We start from the raw sequence: 16,913 nt of genomic DNA, 5'->3' as shown, positions 1-16,913 counted from the left end.
TAGACCATCCTAAATTATATGGTAAAATATGAATACAGAACATCTGTTCTAGCCTTGGGATATCAAAGGAAATGGACTTAAAAGCCGAATTCTCATACGGGTGTTCTTAGTGCCGAGATTTTGACGGCATGTGTTTTTGCAGGAAATGAAAGGGGTATGTTCGTGGCAAGAAATCAGGAAGCTTTTGACTACAATGATGATGCCATACAGGTACTCGAAGGGCTTGAAGCTGTTAGAAAACGCCCTGGGATGTACATTGGAAGTACGGATGCAAGGGGTTTGCACCATCTTGTATATGAGATTGTCGATAACGCTGTCGATGAAGCGCTGGCAGGTTACGGGGATCATATCATTGTCAAAATACATAAAGATAATTCAATTAGTGTTCAAGATAAAGGACGCGGTATGCCTACAGGTATGCACAGAATGGGCAAGCCGACTCCAGAAGTCATATTAACTGTCCTTCATGCAGGGGGAAAGTTTGGCCAGGGAGGCTATAAGACAAGCGGCGGACTGCATGGTGTTGGTGCATCCGTAGTCAACGCCCTCTCAGAGTGGCTTGTTGTTAAAATTAAACGTGATGGCTTTGTGTATGAACAGCGTTTCGAGCTGGGCGGAAAGCCGGTTACAACGCTCGAAAAAGTGGGCAAGACAAATCAATCAGGAACTACCATCCACTTTAAGCCAGATCCGTCGATTTTTTCGACTATCACGTATAATTACGAAACACTCTGCGAGCGGCTTCGTGAGTCTGCATTCCTTCTAAAAGGAATGAAAATAGAAATCATAGATGAACGTAATGACTTTCATGACGTTTTTCACTATGAAAATGGCATAGAAGCATTTGTTGAATATTTAAATGAAGAAAAGGATATTCTTCACCCTGTAGTAAGCTTTGAAGGCGAGAGCAATGGAATTGAAGTGGATTTTGCTTTTCAATTCAATGATGGATATTCGGAAAATGTCCTTTCGTTTGTTAACAACGTCCGCACAAAAGACGGCGGTACGCATGAGGCTGGGTCCAAAACAGCGATGACAAGGGCTTTTAATGAATATGCCCGCAAAGTGAATTTTCTGAAGGAGAAAGATAAAAACCTGGATGGAGCGGATCTGCGGGAAGGATTCACGGCTATCGTCTCTGTTCGTGTTCCGGAGGAGCTTTTGCAGTTTGAGGGCCAGACGAAAGGCAAACTGGGGACCAGTGAAGCACGGTCTGCTGTTGATTCAGTTGTTTCCGAGCATTTGTCTTATTTCCTTGAAGAAAACCCTGAGACAAGCTCTCTATTAATTAAAAAAGCGATAAAAGCTTTCCAGGCGAGAGAAGCAGCCCGCAAAGCACGTGAGGAAGCAAGAAGCGGGAAGAAGCGGAAAAAATCTGAAGCCATGCTTTCAGGAAAACTTACACCAGCACAGTCGCGCAACCCGCAAAGAAACGAATTGTACCTGGTTGAGGGCGATTCTGCCGGGGGATCTGCTAAACAGGGCAGGGACAGGCGCTTCCAGGCTGTGCTCCCGCTTAGAGGTAAAGTAATCAACACGGAAAAAGCAAAGCTCCAGGATATCTTTAAAAATGAAGAAATCAATACCATTATCCATGCAGTGGGAGCGGGCGTTGGCGCAGATTTTAATCTGGAAGATGTCAACTATGATAAAGTAATCATCATGACAGATGCCGATACCGATGGAGCACATATCCAGGTGCTTTTGCTCACTTTCTTTTACAGGTATATGAAACCGCTGCTTGAAGCGGGCAAGGTATTCATTGCGCTGCCTCCTTTATACAAAGTCAGCAAAGGTTCAGGCAAAAAAGAAGTGATTGAGTATGCATGGAGTGATGATGATCTTCAGGATACCATTAAAAAAGTGGGTAAGGGATATATGCTTCAGCGCTATAAAGGGCTTGGCGAAATGAACGCCGATCAGCTATGGGAGACGACTATGGATCCAGAGTCGCGCACACTGATCCGCGTTAAGATTGATGATGCAGCAAGAGCTGAACGCCGTGTGACCACATTGATGGGTGATAAGGTTGAACCGCGCCGCAAATGGATCGAGTCCAATGTGGCATTCGGCCTTGAAGAAGATGGAAGCATACTTGAAAATGAGAATATTTCAGTGCTAGAGGAGGAGGGTGATGAATCATGAGTTCTGCTGAAAAATTCCGGGACCTTCCTCTTGAAGATGTATTAGGCGACCGCTTTGGGCGTTATAGTAAATATATTATTCAGGATCGTGCCCTTCCCGATGCTCGTGATGGATTAAAGCCTGTTCAAAGACGGATCCTTTATGCCATGCATGTAGAAGGCAATACACACGAAAAGGGCTTTAGAAAGTCTGCTAAAACAGTCGGAAATGTAATCGGCAATTATCATCCGCATGGCGATACTTCTGTATATGACGCCATGGTGCGGATGAGCCAGGATTGGAAGGTTCGAAACCTTCTTGTTGAAATGCACGGCAATAACGGGAGCATCGATGGAGATCCTCCGGCAGCCATGCGTTATACAGAGGCTCGATTATCGGCCCTTTCTTCCGAATTGCTGAGAGATATTGAGAAAAGAACCGTTGAATTTATCCCGAACTTTGATGATACTTCCAGTGAGCCAACCGTTTTGCCCGCTGTCTATCCGAATTTGCTAGTCAATGGCTCAACAGGTATTTCTGCTGGATATGCAACGGATATTCCGCCTCATCATTTAAATGAGATTATTGATGGGGTTATTTTACGGATGGATAAGCCGGATTGTTCTATCGATGATCTGATGGAGCATATTAAAGGACCTGATTTCCCTACTGGAGGCATCATCCAGGGAGTCGATGGAATTAAAAAAGCTTATGAAACAGGAAGAGGAAAAATTATTGTCCGCGGAAAGGCCGAATTCGAAGATTTGCGCGGAGGCAAAAAGCAAATTGTCATAACTGAAATTCCTTATGAAGTGAATAAAGCCAATCTGGTAAAGAAGATTGATGAATTCCGACTGGACCGGAAAGTCGAAGGCATCGCCGAAGTCCGTGATGAAACGGATCGGACAGGCCTTCGGATTGTGATTGAGTTAAAAAAGGATGCAGATCCTGAAGGCGTCCTTCATTATCTGTACAAAAACAGTGATTTGCAGATCCCTTATAACTTCAATATGGTTGCTATCCACAATCGTCACCCGAAATTAATGGGTTTAAGAGAGCTTCTGGATGCCTATATCGGCCATCGTAAAGAAGTTGTTACACGCAGATCTCAGTTTGAGCTGCAAAAGGCTGAGGCGCGTCAGCATATCGTTGAAGGCCTGATGAAGGCTCTTTCCATCCTGGATGAAGTGATTACGACAATCCGGGCATCTAAAGATAAGCGGGATGCAAAAGATAATCTGATTGCAAAGTTTGAGTTCACTGAACCTCAGGCTGAAGCAATTGTTTCCCTCCAGCTTTATCGCTTAACCAACACAGACATTACTGCCTTAAGAGCAGAAGCTGAGGAGCTTGCTAAGCTAATCGGCGAACTGAAATCCATTTTGGAAAGTGAGAAGAAGCTATTCTCTGTTATAAAAAAAGAGCTAAGAGATGTCAAAAAGCGTTTTGCCGATGAACGCCGTACGAGAATTGAAGCGGAGATCGAAGAAATCAAGATCAATCTTGAAGTTCTGGTAGCCAGTGAAGATGTGATTGTAACGGTAACAAAGGAAGGCTATGTCAAGCGCACAAGCCAGAGGTCGTTTGCCGCCTCAAACGGACAGGATTTTGGCATGAAGGATTCAGACAGGCTGATTGCAAAGCTTGATATGAATACGACCGATGTTCTCCTTGTGTTTACGAATAAAGGAAACTATTTATACTGTCCAGTACATCAGCTGCCGGATATCCGCTGGAAGGACCTTGGACAGCATATTGCCAATATCATACCGATCGACCGGAATGAATCGATTGTCCGGGCTATTCCAGTTAAAGATTTTGAAACGGAAGAATACCTGCTCTTTATGACGAAAAATGGAATGGTAAAGAAAACCGAGCTAAAAGCTTATAAAGCTCAAAGATATTCCAAGCCGCTTGTGGCAGTTAATGTAAAAGGCACTGATGAAGTTCTTGACGTTTATTTAACAGATGGCACGAAGGAAATATTCCTTGCCACTCACCAGGGATTCGGCCTCTGGTTCCATGAAGAGGAAGTAAGTATCGTTGGTGCCCGGGCAGCAGGCGTTAAAGGCATTAACCTTAAAGACGGCGATTTTGTCGCAGGTGCTCAGCTAATTGAGGATCAGAAAGAGCAGTCTGTCGTGATTGTTACACAGCGAGGATCTATAAAAAAAATGAAGATGAGCGAATTTGAACGGACTTCCCGTGCCAAGCGCGGTGTAGTGATGCTTCGTGAATTGAAATCTAACCCTCACCGTATTGTTGGGTGTGTGATTGTCAGAAGCAAAGATGAAATATACATTGAAACGGAAAAAGGCCATATTGAAGCAGTTATTGCTTCATCCATCCGCTTTAATGACAGATATTCCAATGGATCGTTCATCATTGACGAATCCGAAAGCGGTAAAGCAAAATGCATCTGGAAGGCTGAAGTCAAGGAAGTAGATGACAGCCACGTGACTGAATAAGATTAAAAAACCCCTGTTAATGCAGGGGTTTTTTGTCTGCTTATAATTATGTTAAAGGGATAGTAGTTCGTGCTCTTTAATGGCTCCCGATTATTTAGAGGGACTGAATCCGATAGATTCTTGTAAATTAATAATTCAGAAAAAATATTATTCCTTAGAAAGTTAAAGTGTATAAAAAATTTATTCAAACTCAAATGAAAACGATTAAAAATATTTAACTTAATTGGCAAAATCGATTATTTTTCGCTTAATATCAAGGTTTTTAATGTATTTTATCGAAATGGAATGAATATTCGACTTGTCTATTAAAAATTCTTTTGATAGATTATAAGGAGTGTGTTGTTTTTGTGAAATAACAAAAGAATTGATTAGGGGGAATAGTATGGGCTTTTTGGAATCAATCGTAGGCTTTCTGAATGATCTATTATGGACTTACATTTTGATTGCCGCATTAATCATTTTAGGTTTATATTTCAGCTTCAAAAGCCGGTTTGTCCAATTAAGATATTTAGGTGAAATGTTCAGAATATTGGGCGATAAAGCGATGGTATCTGCAGAAGGCAAGAGAGGGATATCATCATTTCAGGCTTTTACTATTAGTGCAGCATCCCGTGTAGGTACTGGTAACATAGCAGGTGTAGCAACTGCCATAGCGGCAGGCGGACCTGGTGCAGTTTTCTGGATGTGGCTCATTGCACTCATTGGCGGGGCTTCCAGCTTCATTGAAAGTACTCTGGCTCAGATTTATAAAGTGAAAGATAAGGATGGTTTCCGCGGAGGCCCGGCCTACTATATGGAAAAAGGGCTAAATAAACGCTGGATGGGAATAATTTTTGCAATCATTATTACATTCTGTTTTGGGTTGGTTTTTAACTCTGTTCAATCAAACACCATCTCATTAGCCTTTAGTGAAGCATTTGGTGCCAGCCGTCTATCTATTGGACTTGTACTGGCGGCATTAACAGCGATCATCATTTTCGGCGGTGTTAAACGAATTGCATATGTATCTCAAGTCGTTGTGCCGATTATGGCGGTTATATACTTGGCGGTTGCCATTGTAATTGTCATTATGAACATTACAGAAATCCCTAATCTGATTGGCAGCATAATTAAAGGAGCTTTCGGGCTCGATCAGGCTGCTGGCGGAGCAATGGGTGCCGCAGTGATGATGGGGATTAAGAGGGGTCTCTTTTCAAACGAAGCAGGAATGGGAAGCGTGCCAAATGCGGCTGCTACAGCTTCAGTATCCCATCCTGTAAAACAAGGATTGATTCAAACCCTTGGGGTATTTGTAGATACGATATTAATCTGTTCTGCTACAGCCTTTATTATTCTGCTATCAGGTGAATATGCTAATTCTGACCTTACAGGCATTGAATTGACACAGGCAGCCCTTAGCACACATGTTGGATCATGGGCACCAATATTTATAGCTGTTGCTATTTTCTTATTTGCGTTCACATCTGTAATCGGAAATTATTATTATGGTGAAACGAATATTGAATTTATTAAAGAAAGTAGCTCTGCGTTATTTATTTATCGCATTGCCGTACTGGGAATGGTTATTTTCGGATCTGTAGTAGATTTAGCAATTGTTTGGAGCCTTGCAGATTTATTCATGGGTATAATGGCCATCATTAACTTTATTGCAATTGTATTGCTCGCTAAAATTGCCTTTGCAGCCCTGAAGGACTATAAGGCACAGAGAAAAGAAGGAAAAGATCCTGTGTTCTATGCTGACTCTATTCCGGGTCTAAAAGGGATTGAATCATGGGAAACCAAGGAAAATGCATTAAAGAAGAAGGCAGCTAAATAATTTATTTCTGCAAAACCTCTTATCCTTAGGATAGGAGGTTTTTTGTGGTTTTACATGTTATTTCCATAAATGGGCAAGATAATAAAAAATTAGGGAGGATTAGTAAATGAAAAAAGAATTGCTTTTTGCGTTTGCGGCTTTCTTTTTTATGTCTCTATCCGCCATAACAGGTGTATATGCTGGTGAGGAAGAACAAAGAGCTGTAACGGTGTCAAAAGATAAAGTGGATGTAACAGGTGATAATAAGGCGGATACCGTCTATATTAAGGGTGTTTATTATGAGGAAGGCGCGTCCTTTTTAAAGGAAATATCACTCGAAATAAAGGCTTCAGACGGTAAAATATATAAAGCAGAGCTTGCAGGAGGCTATGAACCTCAAATACAGTTTGAGGATTTAAATCATGATTCCATTAAAGATATGTTTATAAGTATTCCAACAGGGGGAAGCGGCGGTCTGTCGAATTTTTATTTATATACGTTAAAGGACTTCATGTTAACAGAACTGGCAGTTCCAGACCCTTTAGTGATCAATAGCCAATTCGAAAATGGCTACAAAGCCAATATTAGCATTCAAGAAACCAAACAATCATATACGTTTGATTTAAGGGACCGGAGCGAGGAATATGAACGGCTTGGTCTGTATTTAAACGGAAAACTAAGTGAACCCACTGAACTAATGGTAAATCCTTATAGCACGCTGAAGATCATCCCTGTTGAAGGACAAAACGGATTATTGGGAGTTCAGAGAATTAGCGGTGCTTATAATGCAGATACAATCGCATTTGTAGAATCTTTCTGGCTGTATGAAGAAGGGAAATGGATGTTAAAAGACACCAAAGTGATGAAAATGAATTCCCGCAAGCGTTAACGATATGGGCATTTGTCACGTTTCTTTCAGCACCCCATATACTGGGCATATGGAAATTTGTATATGGGGGCGCTTATTATGAGTAATTTTAATCCATCTAAGCTGTCGGTTAAATATTTGCCTCCTGCGACGGAATTCAGGCCCGTAGACAGCAGGAAATATACACTTACACACTCAGATGCAACAGGAGAATTATTTTTGGCGATAGGTGAATGCTATGATTTTAATGCAGTCAATCGTAAGTTCCGCGATGAAGCATTTGCTGAATGGATTCCCCAAATGGGGCAGTATGTTCTGAGCGGAAGGGTGTATATCAGCGGCGGAGAATTCGATCAGCAATACGCAAAAATAAGGTTTCTTATCTTCCAAAAAGAATTGGATCTGGCGCTGACAGCGATGGTTTATGGAGATAGATGCTTTTTTACCAATTATCCCTGGCTGCTTGATTCGCCAATCTTTATATATTTTGAATCCGTTTACCCGGAGTTCAGCAAGCTGCTTTATTACGGAACTCCCAGAAAATATTTAAGTGCTGCATTGCAGCCAGTATGAAAAAAATGCGCGTGATGGAACGTGTGTTCCGTTTTGTGAAAAATGGCTCTAAACGCAGCAACAAATGTAAAAGAAGCTGTATTTTATCATAAAAGCAAAGGAGCGATTAGAATGAAGAAAGAACAGGAGAAAACATTTGGATTGAGTTATGAATCGGATGGAGAGATGGGGGAAAAAAACAAAAGCAATATTAAGGATAATAAAGAACAAGATGATATGTTTTTTAATATTACACAGGATAGTGAATAAATTAAATGGATTTAGACATATGGTTGTGTATAAAAATGTTATGTAAACTAGATGAAAAAAGTATCAGTTAAGAGGGATCATTGAATATCTGTGAAATATCGTTTTTTAAGAATTGATTGAACAAATATTTATCCATAGCTTCAGCAAGAAAAACATGAATTAGTTCTTTAAAAATAAATTTGAAAATGATTCAATTCAATTTTCGCAGATTAAACCATTTAAGTAATATTTGACTGAAAATTTTCATGTTGTCTCACTATCTTAAGTATACTTCGATAATGAGACAACAATTTCATTTCAACCCACTACTTCCTATAATATATATTATGTAAACTAGAAAAAATTTATTGTCCCACATAAATCTCTCTTAATAATCTTTATTGGGCATTACTCTCCTCCATGCTGACAATATATTCTTGTATCAATCCCAATGTTTTAACCCTTCGATAATGATGGATTTCAAAAAGAATACATTAATTACAAAAAAATAAGCATACTGATAGTAAAGTTTCTGTTGGTATTATAACCAAAAATTTGTGTTTTTGTTTTGATCTAATAATGGGAATGAAATATGGTTGGATGCTGGTTAGATGATTAATATACCTTGACGCCCTCTCCTCTTTTATTTCCTTTTTGTCTCATTATTATTTCTTTGAATAGCAATTGAGAATCAAATGCTCCCGCCTCAATTTATTTATTGCATAAAGTTAATATAGACTATATTTCAAAGCGCAGGTGAAAATTGTTGATTCGTTTGCTTCCTTGTATAATAGCTATTTCTATTCTCCTATTCGGCTGCGCCAGCAGTGGTCAAAATTCAAATGAACAGGATAAGAAAGCAGCTGCTATTCAAACAGAAAGTCAGTCTTCACCTAAAGTTATACTTCTTGTTATCGATTCGTTGATGGATGAGCCTTTAAAAAAAGCAATACAAGAGAAAAAAGTTCCTGCTCTGGCCTTCTTTTTAAAACACGGACAATATAGTAAAAATGTAGTAAGTTCCTATCCAACCATGTCGGTTACAATCGACAGTTCTTTAATAACTGGTGCTTACCCGGATGAAACTAAGATTCCTGGACTCGTTTGGTTTAATAATGATAAGAAGCAAATCATCACTTATGGAAATGGGCTTTTTGAAATAATGAAAATTGGGGTTTCCCAATTTGCTGAAAGTATCATACATCAATATAATAATGTTGACCTCAGTCCAAATGTAAGCACCATCCATGAGGATCTGGACAGAATTAAAAAGGAATCAGCATCCATTAACGCATTTATTTATCGGGGAAATTATCATCATACCCTTAAAGTACCCAAGTTGATAACAAAAGTGAGTAATTTACCTGGGGAATACGAAACTGCTGGGCCGAAAATGCTGTCTTTAGGTACATTTATTCAACAGGACAAAAAGAATAATCACATTGTGAATCGTTTAGGACTTAATGATGCCTTCGCGGTTCAAGAATTAAAATACCTTTTGGAAAAAAATATTATCCCTGAATTTACAATCCTGTATATTTCAGGAAATGACTTTACTGTACATAGGAAAGGGCCAAAAACAATAAAAGGAATTGAAAAACTTGATAAGTATCTTCAGGAGGTCTTGAATAGTTTTCCGAAATGGGAGGATGCCCTTAAAAATTATAATTGGGTTATTGTTGGAGACAGTAAACAATCACCTGTCATTGAATCGAAAAAAGAAGCTTTAATCGATTTAAAAGAAATCCTTTCTGAATATAGGATTTTAAAGCTCGGCAAGCCTGCTGGAAAAGAAGATGAAATTGTCATTACAGCAAATGAACGAATGGCTTATGTCTATGAAATTAATGGAAGTATTTCAGTAAAAAACATTGCCGAAAGGTTAAAAAAAGATCAGAGGATTGCCTGGATTGCATGGAAGGAAAAAGAATTAATACATGTGATATCTGGGGATCATGAGGGTTCCTTCGATTTTAATTCAGGTGGAACCTATCGTGATGTTTATAATCAAGCATGGTCTATAAAAGGAAATACCTCCATTCTCGATTTAACCTTAAAGAACAAGAATATTCATTATGGGGATTATCCTGATGGATTAGCAAGGCTATATGGAGCTATGTATTCTCAGGAAGGTGAATTTCTTGTCGTTGACGCAAAACCCGGGTATGAATTCATTGGTGAAAGTTCACCTGAACATTCCGGTGGCGGTGCCCATGGCTCCATGCATAAAGATGATTCACTAATCCCCATCATTGTTACAGGAACCAATAAAAGTATCGAGCACCTGCGGATTGTAGATTTGAAACAATGGATTATGGATTTTTGGAATTGAAAAAACATAAACCTGCTCTCAGCAAATACCTGAGCGAAGGTTTATGTTTAGTTTAAATCACCAGTTATTTTGAATCAGTTCAGTATGCTAAATTTAAAATGATTCATTAACCTCCCAGGATTCCACCAGTTTATATGCTGTTTGCGGATTATAGCCTTTTCCCAGCAAGTACGCAATGGCTGCAACCTCAGTCATTGCATGGGAAACTGAAGTGAATTTTGCTTCTGTTAAGCCATAATTCACAAATGGCTTTACCATCATTAAGGTTTCGTTTTTTATATCTCTGTATGGAATATAGTAACCATAATTCATATAGTGCATTTTTACAGCTGCCTCCCCCATTTTTTACCTTGATGTTATTTTATGTTGGATTCTTCAGAAATGATTTTTGTCCAGGTGAATACATTTCTTTTCAAAAATATAAGCATACTGAAATTAAGGCAGCCGCGAATGATTAGGGATATAGGCAAGGAGCAATTTTATGCGCAGATGGTGGATTGGATTAGCATATGTCATTTTATTGATCGTTGGAATGACCAATAAAGATTACTTATTAGAATGGCTGCGAACAAGTGATCCATCTTGGCTTCCTGCAATGTTTTTACTTTCTGTACTGATTGCGTCTATTCCTTTCTTGCCATTTACTCTTTTTGCAGGAATAATGGGAGTCAAATTTGGTGCGATGGTTGGTCTGCTGATCAATTGGTTTGGCATTCTTTTGACTTCGTTAATTTACTTTTTTTTATCAAGATACTATTTCAGGAATTATTTCACCGCCTACTTGGGAAAGTATAAAGCCATTAATAAATTTCAGTACCTGTTCGAAAATAATGCATTTATGGCAATTTTGTTTGGCCGAATGATTGTTATCATCCCTCCTCAGGTGTTTAATATCTATTGTGGAATAGCAGATATTCCATTTAGGCATTTTTTTATAGCTACTGCAATTGGAATGCTGCCTCCTATGTTTATGCTTGCATATAGCGGCGAGCAATTGTTTTTATCACTTCATAATTTTTTGCTGGGAGTAATTTGGTACCTTCTATTTCTCCTCTGCTTGTTCCTTTGTTATAAATTATGGTTCCATAACAAGCTGGATCAATCAAAAAGATGATCTGATCGAATGCTGAAATAAAAATTATGAAAATAAAAAAAAGCCCACAAAATACGTGGGCTGCTATGCGTTATTTGTTGTTTATCGGGTTCTTATTCGATGTTAATTTCTCCGCAAACTCAGTTACCCCCGCCATATTTGGCTTCTGGAAGTTTTTCGTTTGGGCTGTATTATTGAATTTGTTGTTTATCGGGTTCTTATTTGATGTTAATTCCTCTGCAAACTCAGTTAACCCCGCCATATTTGGCTTCTGGAAATTTGTCATTTGGGCTGTATTATTCATTAAATTTTGAAACGGGCGAGCCATATTTCTGCCGCGATTTCTAGTAAAGCCATATGCAGCTGCACTTAAACCCAGGCTAATTAAAGATCCCCACAGCATTCCTCTGTTTCTTCTTCTCTTTTTGCCAAACATATTTAAAAACGGCTGCATTTTGCCCGTATTAAAAATCGCATTTATCCAGTTATTCAAGTTTAAGCACTCCCCTTTAAGTAATAAGAAGGAATCATATGTCTCCTCCCTTATATAATTTTTACTTTTAGGGATTCGAATATGCTGGCAAAAATTTTATTGGGTTTGTAAATAATATTTGTGTATACCTATATAGTACTGATTGTACATGGTTATTATACGCCTAAAACCCTTGCCTATTGCAATGGCAAGGGTTTTAGAATGTATTATGATATTTCATGATAAGTGATTTCAGGTCGGCTGCCGATACGGATATTGACCCCTGTCTGGCCTAGTCCCTCACTTATATAAAAAGGTTTTCCGCTATGATAATGAAGGCCTTTCACCATTTTCATCCGGACAAGCCTGCCCATTTTTATCAAATGATATGGCTTTGGCCAATGAATCTGTCCGCCGTGAAAATGCCCTGATAATAAATAATCAAAAGGAACATTTTCCATCTCTAATACAACATTGGGATCATGGGTCAAAACTAGATTACAGCCTTCAATTACTCCTTCATAGGCCTTTTTTACATCACTGTGTCTGGTGCTGTAATTATCAATTCCAATGATGTTTAATTTTTCCCCATTAACCTGTATCGACACATGCTCATTTTGAAGTGTTTTACAGCCATTTTCTTCTAGAGTGTTTTTCAATGTTTCAAAGTTATGACCTTTTAAGACATAATCATGATTGCCAAAGACTGCATAGATGCCATGCTTTGGATTTGTCTTGTTCAGTGCATGGAGATAGCCCGCAAGCTTAGGAATACTTCGTTTGCGGTCAAGAAAATCGCCTGTAAGGGCAATTAGGTCCACTGGTTGCTTTGAGATCATCTCAAATAATTCATCCGGACTGACAGAAATATTTTCGAGGTGCATATCAGATATATGAAGAATTTTTATGTTATCTCCCGAAACTGAGATATTAGGACGGGAAACAGAAATTGAATTTATAGTTACATTCTTAGTGTTTTTATTGGCTTTGTAAATAAGATAACAGAAAACGGTGAACAAGATTAAGGTGAAAAATAATGCCATATTCATATCCCCTCCCTCCTTCAAAGTATAAGGGGATTGAGGGGACAGTCCTAGTGGGAGTTAGAGGAAACAGTCTGCATCATTTATTTATATTTATTAATCAGGTTTTCTTTAGACATCAATAAGTAAACAGTGCGATGCTTTTTTAAATTTGCAGCAGAAATTTTTGAACACGATAAAAAATATATAGGCAATTGAAATGTTTTTTTAAACCAGCAGTATAATTTATTTTTTGGAGATATACATTCAAATCCAAGCGTGCTGAATCCCTTGTTTATAAGGGTGATGCCAATAACCCCTTTTATTTTCGTTTCTTCCGGATGGCTGAGGATAAATGCAGTCAAAAGCGGCATAGATTCCTTAACACGTTTATAGATGGCTCTCCCTTTTAATAACTCATTTTTCATATAGTTAAAATCTTTTAACAGCCTGACATTATGCAGATGGATTTTAAGTAAAAGATCATTTTTTCTTATGATAACTCCGTCAGATAATTGAATGTCATTTCCTTTATATTTTGTCAGCCTTACACGAAAAACTCCTCCCTTTTCCGGATCTGCTGTAAGATGCTGTAGCCGGGTAAAAGGATAATAAAGAGGATCCAGGAATACCCATATTGATAATAAAATATTGCGGAACATGTTTTTTAGGTCTCCTCCTTCCTGCGCTATAGTAAATAGGATGTTAATCTAATGGAAATTTTAATTATGGAAATGAACGGATATAGTGCCTTTTTAAATATGGCAGCTCGCAGCCGGGTCATACAAAGCGAGATCCAGATCACCTTATATGATAAGTTACTGAATTTGGTATGAAGTTTATTACATAAGCATTCAATAAAAAGTAATAATACATTGTGTAGTTTATTTTTCATTTGAAAGAAGGAATTAAATATGACAGTTGGAACTCAAGTAAAGCAAGCAATTGTTGGCTTGAAGAGCGCTCAGGCCAGCTTTGAAACGTTTGCACTTGCTACGGAAAACCAAAATGCTAAACAGCTGTACCAGAATGCCGCACAGCAAACACAATCGATCATTGACAGCCTTGAACCAAGGCTTCAAGAGATTCAGCAAGAGGAACCTCAATATAATCAATAGACATTCAGGCTGGCATATGCCAGCCCTATTACAATTATAAATTTAAATCTTGAAATGGTGTGATCTCAATGACAATTGCTTCGAATGTAAATCAATGTCTTGCAGCAATTCGTTCTATAGAAGCACAGTTATCAAACCTGGCTTTAACCTCAATGGATGAAGAAGCAAAGCGCCTATTCCATGAATCAATGCTGGAAATTAGCGAGATAAAAACTGATCTTGAACACCGAAAAAAGGTTATAGAGTTTGAGGAACCCCAATATAAACCAAATTAACTGAACATGGAGATGAAAATATGCCTGAATGGCTTCTTATTGGTGCACGTTCTATTTTATTCGCAGGTGTTTTATTCGCTATAACCAAACTGATAGGAAAAAAACAAATATCAGAGCTTTCATTTTTTGAATATGTATCAGGAATTACAATCGGAAGTATAGCCGGTGAAATAATTATGGGGCTTGATAACCACTGGGCCAGCGGAATCCTTTCTATTTTGATTTTTGGTCTTGTTACATTATTTGCTGATATTCTTTCGCTTAAGAGTAAAAGCTTCCGTGATTTCTTTGAAGGAAAAGGAACAATCTTTATTAAAGATGGGAAAATATTAGAAGATAATTTAAAAAAAGAAAGATACTCGATTGATGATTTATCCTCCCTGCTTCGCCAAAAAAATGTCTTTAAAACAGCAGATGTGGAGTTTGCTGTTTTAGAGCCGCGCGGAGATCTAAGCATCATGCTGAAGAAAGAAAACCAGCCGCTTACCCCAAAGGATCTTCAATTGAATTTACCTCAGGAAAAAGAGCCGCAAACGGTTATTATGGATGGGAAAATTCTAAACGATCCCCTTGCTGAGTCAGGGAAATCGAGAAAATGGCTTGACATGGAGATAGAAAAACTGGGTTTGACCATTGATAACATTTTTTTGGGTCAAATTGATTCTTATGGAGAACTGACTGTAGATATATTTGATGATTCACTTAAGGTTCCTGCACCACAGCAGCGTCCTCTGCTTATGGCAATGATAAAAAAGTGTGCTGCTGACCTTGAAGTGTTTTCCCTGCAGACTGATTCCAAAAAGGCACAGGAAATGTATGAAAAAAATACTCAAAAGCTGAATCAAATCATACAGAAATTATCCCCATATTTAAAGTAAGCTTGTCCATCAGCAGGACTTCAAAAACATAGTCCGCACTCTCCCTATATTAGAATTCTGCAGTGAATTCCTTTAATCACCCTTTTGGTCCTTGCTGATTTTAAATAAACCGACCGCCTATTTATAGGGCTACTTAAAAAGGAATAAGAAAAAACTTAATTACAGCGTCTAAAAACTGAACAAACACCAGAATGAAGACTGGTGTTTGTTTTTTATTGTTAACAGCTGCTCCCGCCTTCTTTTTTCCATACTTTTTTTTGCATGATTAAGGCTACAATCGCTATTAATGCCACAAATATTAAACTGACAAAAAATCCAAACCTTATGGACTTTTCAATTAATGTGCCGCTTACCGCAGCCAGGATCAGAAGCAATCCCACCGCAGCCATTATCTTTCCGAACACTTTATTTTCCAAAATCCGAAGAGCTGAAATGATGATGAATGACCAATTGAATAAAATTAATATACCAGCAGCAGTAGTGATATACTCATATATTTTGCCAGGCAGCAATAAGGCGGTTACGATGGATGCAATTAAACCCGCTGTAGCCAGTCCCAGCGAAGGTAAAGGAAGGTCCTTCCACCTCTTTATCTTTTTTGAAAATACCGCTGGAGCATCGCCGTCATCAGCCAACGTAACCAGTAATGCAGTTACTCCAAACAGTGAAGCTGTCATCGTAGAGAAGCCGGCAATAATGATTGCTGCATTAAAAACGTGCGGGAAGAAGGCCAGATTATACTTATCCATTGCAGTTACAAATGGGCTCTCTTTTTCATTAAAAGCACCATGTGAAGCCATATAAACGGCTAAGCCAAGGGAAATGACATAGATGATGACAAGGACGATAAGCATGATGATGCCCGCCTTAGGTGCATCCTCCTTCTTTTTTAATCTTGTTGCCATTAGCCCAATCACTTCAATTCCTCCGTATGCATAGAAAGCATAAATCAACGATGACCAAAAGCCCCTAAAGGCTTCAGGAAACCATTCCCCAGAAGAACCGGGGAATCCGGGATGCCTGGCATCTCCATTAATCACTCCGGACAAAGCAGCTGCTGCGAGGATGATAAACATAATAATGGCTGCTGTTTTAATAACTGCAAACAGGTTTTCCACCTTATCAAAGCCTTTGTTTCCTGTTAATACCACTATAATGGAGAGTATGGCATAACCCGCTGCAAAAACCCAAAGGGGCACATGAGGAAACCAAAATCTTGTCAAAATGGAGAGCGCGGTTAATTGGCTTCCCATGATAAGTATATTTGAGCACCAGTAATTCCAGCCGCAGCTAAAACCTGCCCACTTTCCATAGGCTTTATTGGCGTAATAGCAAAAAGATCCTTCCTGAGGGTCTTCAGCTGTCATTTTAGCCAAAAGGTTATAGACGATATAGGTTCCAAGTGCCGCTAACATAAATGAAAAAACGATGGAAGGTCCGGTGATCTTAATGCCAATGGCTGAACCGAGAAAGAAACCGGTCCCAATGGTACAGCCAACACCAATTAATGATAATTGCCACCATTTTAGGTCACCGGATTCACTTTTTTTTGAGGAATTTCCGCTGGGAAGAAAAAAGTCCATGGTGTACCTCCTGTTTATCTCCTATAGCTGTTAAACGTGCTATTGCTTTCATTCAAATAAATAAGCCGATTCCTTTTGGTGATC

General features: G+C 38.7%; 16 protein-coding genes. 11 read left to right on the top strand and 5 right to left on the bottom strand.

Translation table 11 applies throughout. The annotated features are described in order from the left end of the window. The first annotated feature begins 162 nt into the window (after nt 1-162). The 7 genes from parE to NR125_RS00115 all read left to right on the top strand — a co-directional run bounded on the left by parE (nt 163) and on the right by NR125_RS00115 (nt 10,388). Nucleotides 163-2,145 carry a DNA topoisomerase IV subunit B gene (parE, locus tag NR125_RS00145; RefSeq protein WP_372675445.1) on the top strand — a complete coding sequence of 661 codons (1,983 nt, stop codon included), beginning with the start codon at nt 163-165 and terminating at the stop codon, nt 2,143-2,145. Further along, nucleotides 2,142-4,592 (top strand): DNA topoisomerase IV subunit A, encoded by a 2,451-nt coding sequence (gene parC / locus NR125_RS00140; RefSeq protein WP_256814582.1) that lies wholly within the window; start codon nt 2,142-2,144, stop codon nt 4,590-4,592. Before parE ends, parC begins: the two co-directional genes overlap by 4 nt. Nucleotides 4,593-4,974: 382 nt before the next feature. Then, the gene (locus NR125_RS00135; RefSeq protein WP_009334666.1) at nt 4,975-6,408 is read left to right on the top strand and encodes an alanine/glycine:cation symporter family protein; all 1,434 of its coding nucleotides are present in this window, start codon (nt 4,975-4,977) and stop codon (nt 6,406-6,408) included. A gap of 106 nt (nt 6,409-6,514) precedes the next feature. Next, nucleotides 6,515-7,276 carry a hypothetical protein gene (locus NR125_RS00130; protein WP_019379968.1) on the top strand — a complete coding sequence of 254 codons (762 nt, stop codon included), beginning with the start codon at nt 6,515-6,517 and terminating at the stop codon, nt 7,274-7,276. 78 nt (nt 7,277-7,354) lie between these two features. Continuing rightward, nucleotides 7,355-7,828, top strand: coding sequence for a staygreen family protein (locus tag NR125_RS00125; RefSeq protein ID WP_019379967.1), 474 nt, complete (start codon nt 7,355-7,357; stop codon nt 7,826-7,828). 42 nt (nt 7,829-7,870) lie between these two features. Further along, nucleotides 7,871-8,077, top strand: coding sequence for a hypothetical protein (locus tag NR125_RS00120; protein ID WP_162271988.1), 207 nt, complete (start codon nt 7,871-7,873; stop codon nt 8,075-8,077). A 745-nt stretch (nt 8,078-8,822) separates the two neighbouring features. Continuing rightward, nucleotides 8,823-10,388: an alkaline phosphatase family protein gene (locus NR125_RS00115; RefSeq protein ID WP_256814581.1), complete on the top strand. Its 1,566-nt coding sequence runs from the start codon at nt 8,823-8,825 to the stop codon at nt 10,386-10,388. Between the two features lie 93 nt (nt 10,389-10,481). On the opposite strand, the gene NR125_RS00110 is transcribed toward NR125_RS00115, so the two are convergent. Next, nucleotides 10,482-10,700, bottom strand: coding sequence for a hypothetical protein (locus NR125_RS00110; RefSeq protein ID WP_256814579.1), 219 nt, complete (start codon nt 10,698-10,700; stop codon nt 10,482-10,484). A gap of 169 nt (nt 10,701-10,869) precedes the next feature. On the opposite strand from NR125_RS00110, the gene NR125_RS00105 reads away from it, so the two are divergent. Further along, a complete protein-coding gene (locus NR125_RS00105; RefSeq protein ID WP_009334657.1) occupies nt 10,870-11,502 on the top strand; it encodes a TVP38/TMEM64 family protein in 633 nt (210 codons plus the stop codon). A 70-nt stretch (nt 11,503-11,572) separates the two neighbouring features. Here the strand turns inward: NR125_RS00105 and NR125_RS00100 are convergent, their stop codons facing one another. From NR125_RS00100 to NR125_RS00090, 3 genes are all read right to left on the bottom strand, one after another. Then, complete coding sequence (locus NR125_RS00100; protein ID WP_009334656.1) at nt 11,573-11,974, bottom strand: hypothetical protein; 402 nt, start codon at nt 11,972-11,974, stop codon at nt 11,573-11,575. A 206-nt stretch (nt 11,975-12,180) separates the two neighbouring features. Beyond that, nucleotides 12,181-13,002 carry a metallophosphoesterase gene (locus NR125_RS00095; protein ID WP_009334655.1) on the bottom strand — a complete coding sequence of 274 codons (822 nt, stop codon included), beginning with the start codon at nt 13,000-13,002 and terminating at the stop codon, nt 12,181-12,183. A 77-nt stretch (nt 13,003-13,079) separates the two neighbouring features. Next, nucleotides 13,080-13,637: a YkoP family protein gene (locus tag NR125_RS00090; protein ID WP_009334654.1), complete on the bottom strand. Its 558-nt coding sequence runs from the start codon at nt 13,635-13,637 to the stop codon at nt 13,080-13,082. Nucleotides 13,638-13,889: 252 nt separating this feature from the next. Here NR125_RS00090 and NR125_RS00085 point away from each other — a divergent pair, with 252 nt between their 5' ends. The 3 genes from NR125_RS00085 to NR125_RS00075 all read left to right on the top strand — a co-directional run bounded on the left by NR125_RS00085 (nt 13,890) and on the right by NR125_RS00075 (nt 15,246). Next, complete coding sequence (locus NR125_RS00085) at nt 13,890-14,093, top strand: DUF1657 domain-containing protein (protein ID WP_009334653.1); 204 nt, start codon at nt 13,890-13,892, stop codon at nt 14,091-14,093. Between the two features lie 68 nt (nt 14,094-14,161). Beyond that, on the top strand, nt 14,162-14,368 hold the full coding sequence (locus NR125_RS00080) for a DUF1657 domain-containing protein (RefSeq protein ID WP_009334652.1): 207 nt from the start codon (nt 14,162-14,164) through the stop codon (nt 14,366-14,368). 20 nt (nt 14,369-14,388) lie between these two features. Next, nucleotides 14,389-15,246, top strand: coding sequence for a DUF421 domain-containing protein (locus NR125_RS00075; RefSeq protein WP_217034967.1), 858 nt, complete (start codon nt 14,389-14,391; stop codon nt 15,244-15,246). A gap of 218 nt (nt 15,247-15,464) precedes the next feature. On the opposite strand, the gene NR125_RS00070 is transcribed toward NR125_RS00075, so the two are convergent. Further along, the gene (locus tag NR125_RS00070) at nt 15,465-16,829 is read right to left on the bottom strand and encodes an amino acid permease (protein ID WP_256814576.1); all 1,365 of its coding nucleotides are present in this window, start codon (nt 16,827-16,829) and stop codon (nt 15,465-15,467) included. Nucleotides 16,830-16,913 lie beyond the last annotated feature (84 nt).

Origin of the sequence: Cytobacillus sp. Bac17, assembly GCF_024519925.1 — a bacterium.
GTDB lineage: Bacteria > Bacillota > Bacilli > Bacillales > Cytobacillaceae > Cytobacillus > Cytobacillus pseudoceanisediminis.
The sequence above is the reverse complement of the archived record's forward strand: the minus strand, read 5'-3'. Positions and strand labels throughout refer to the sequence as shown.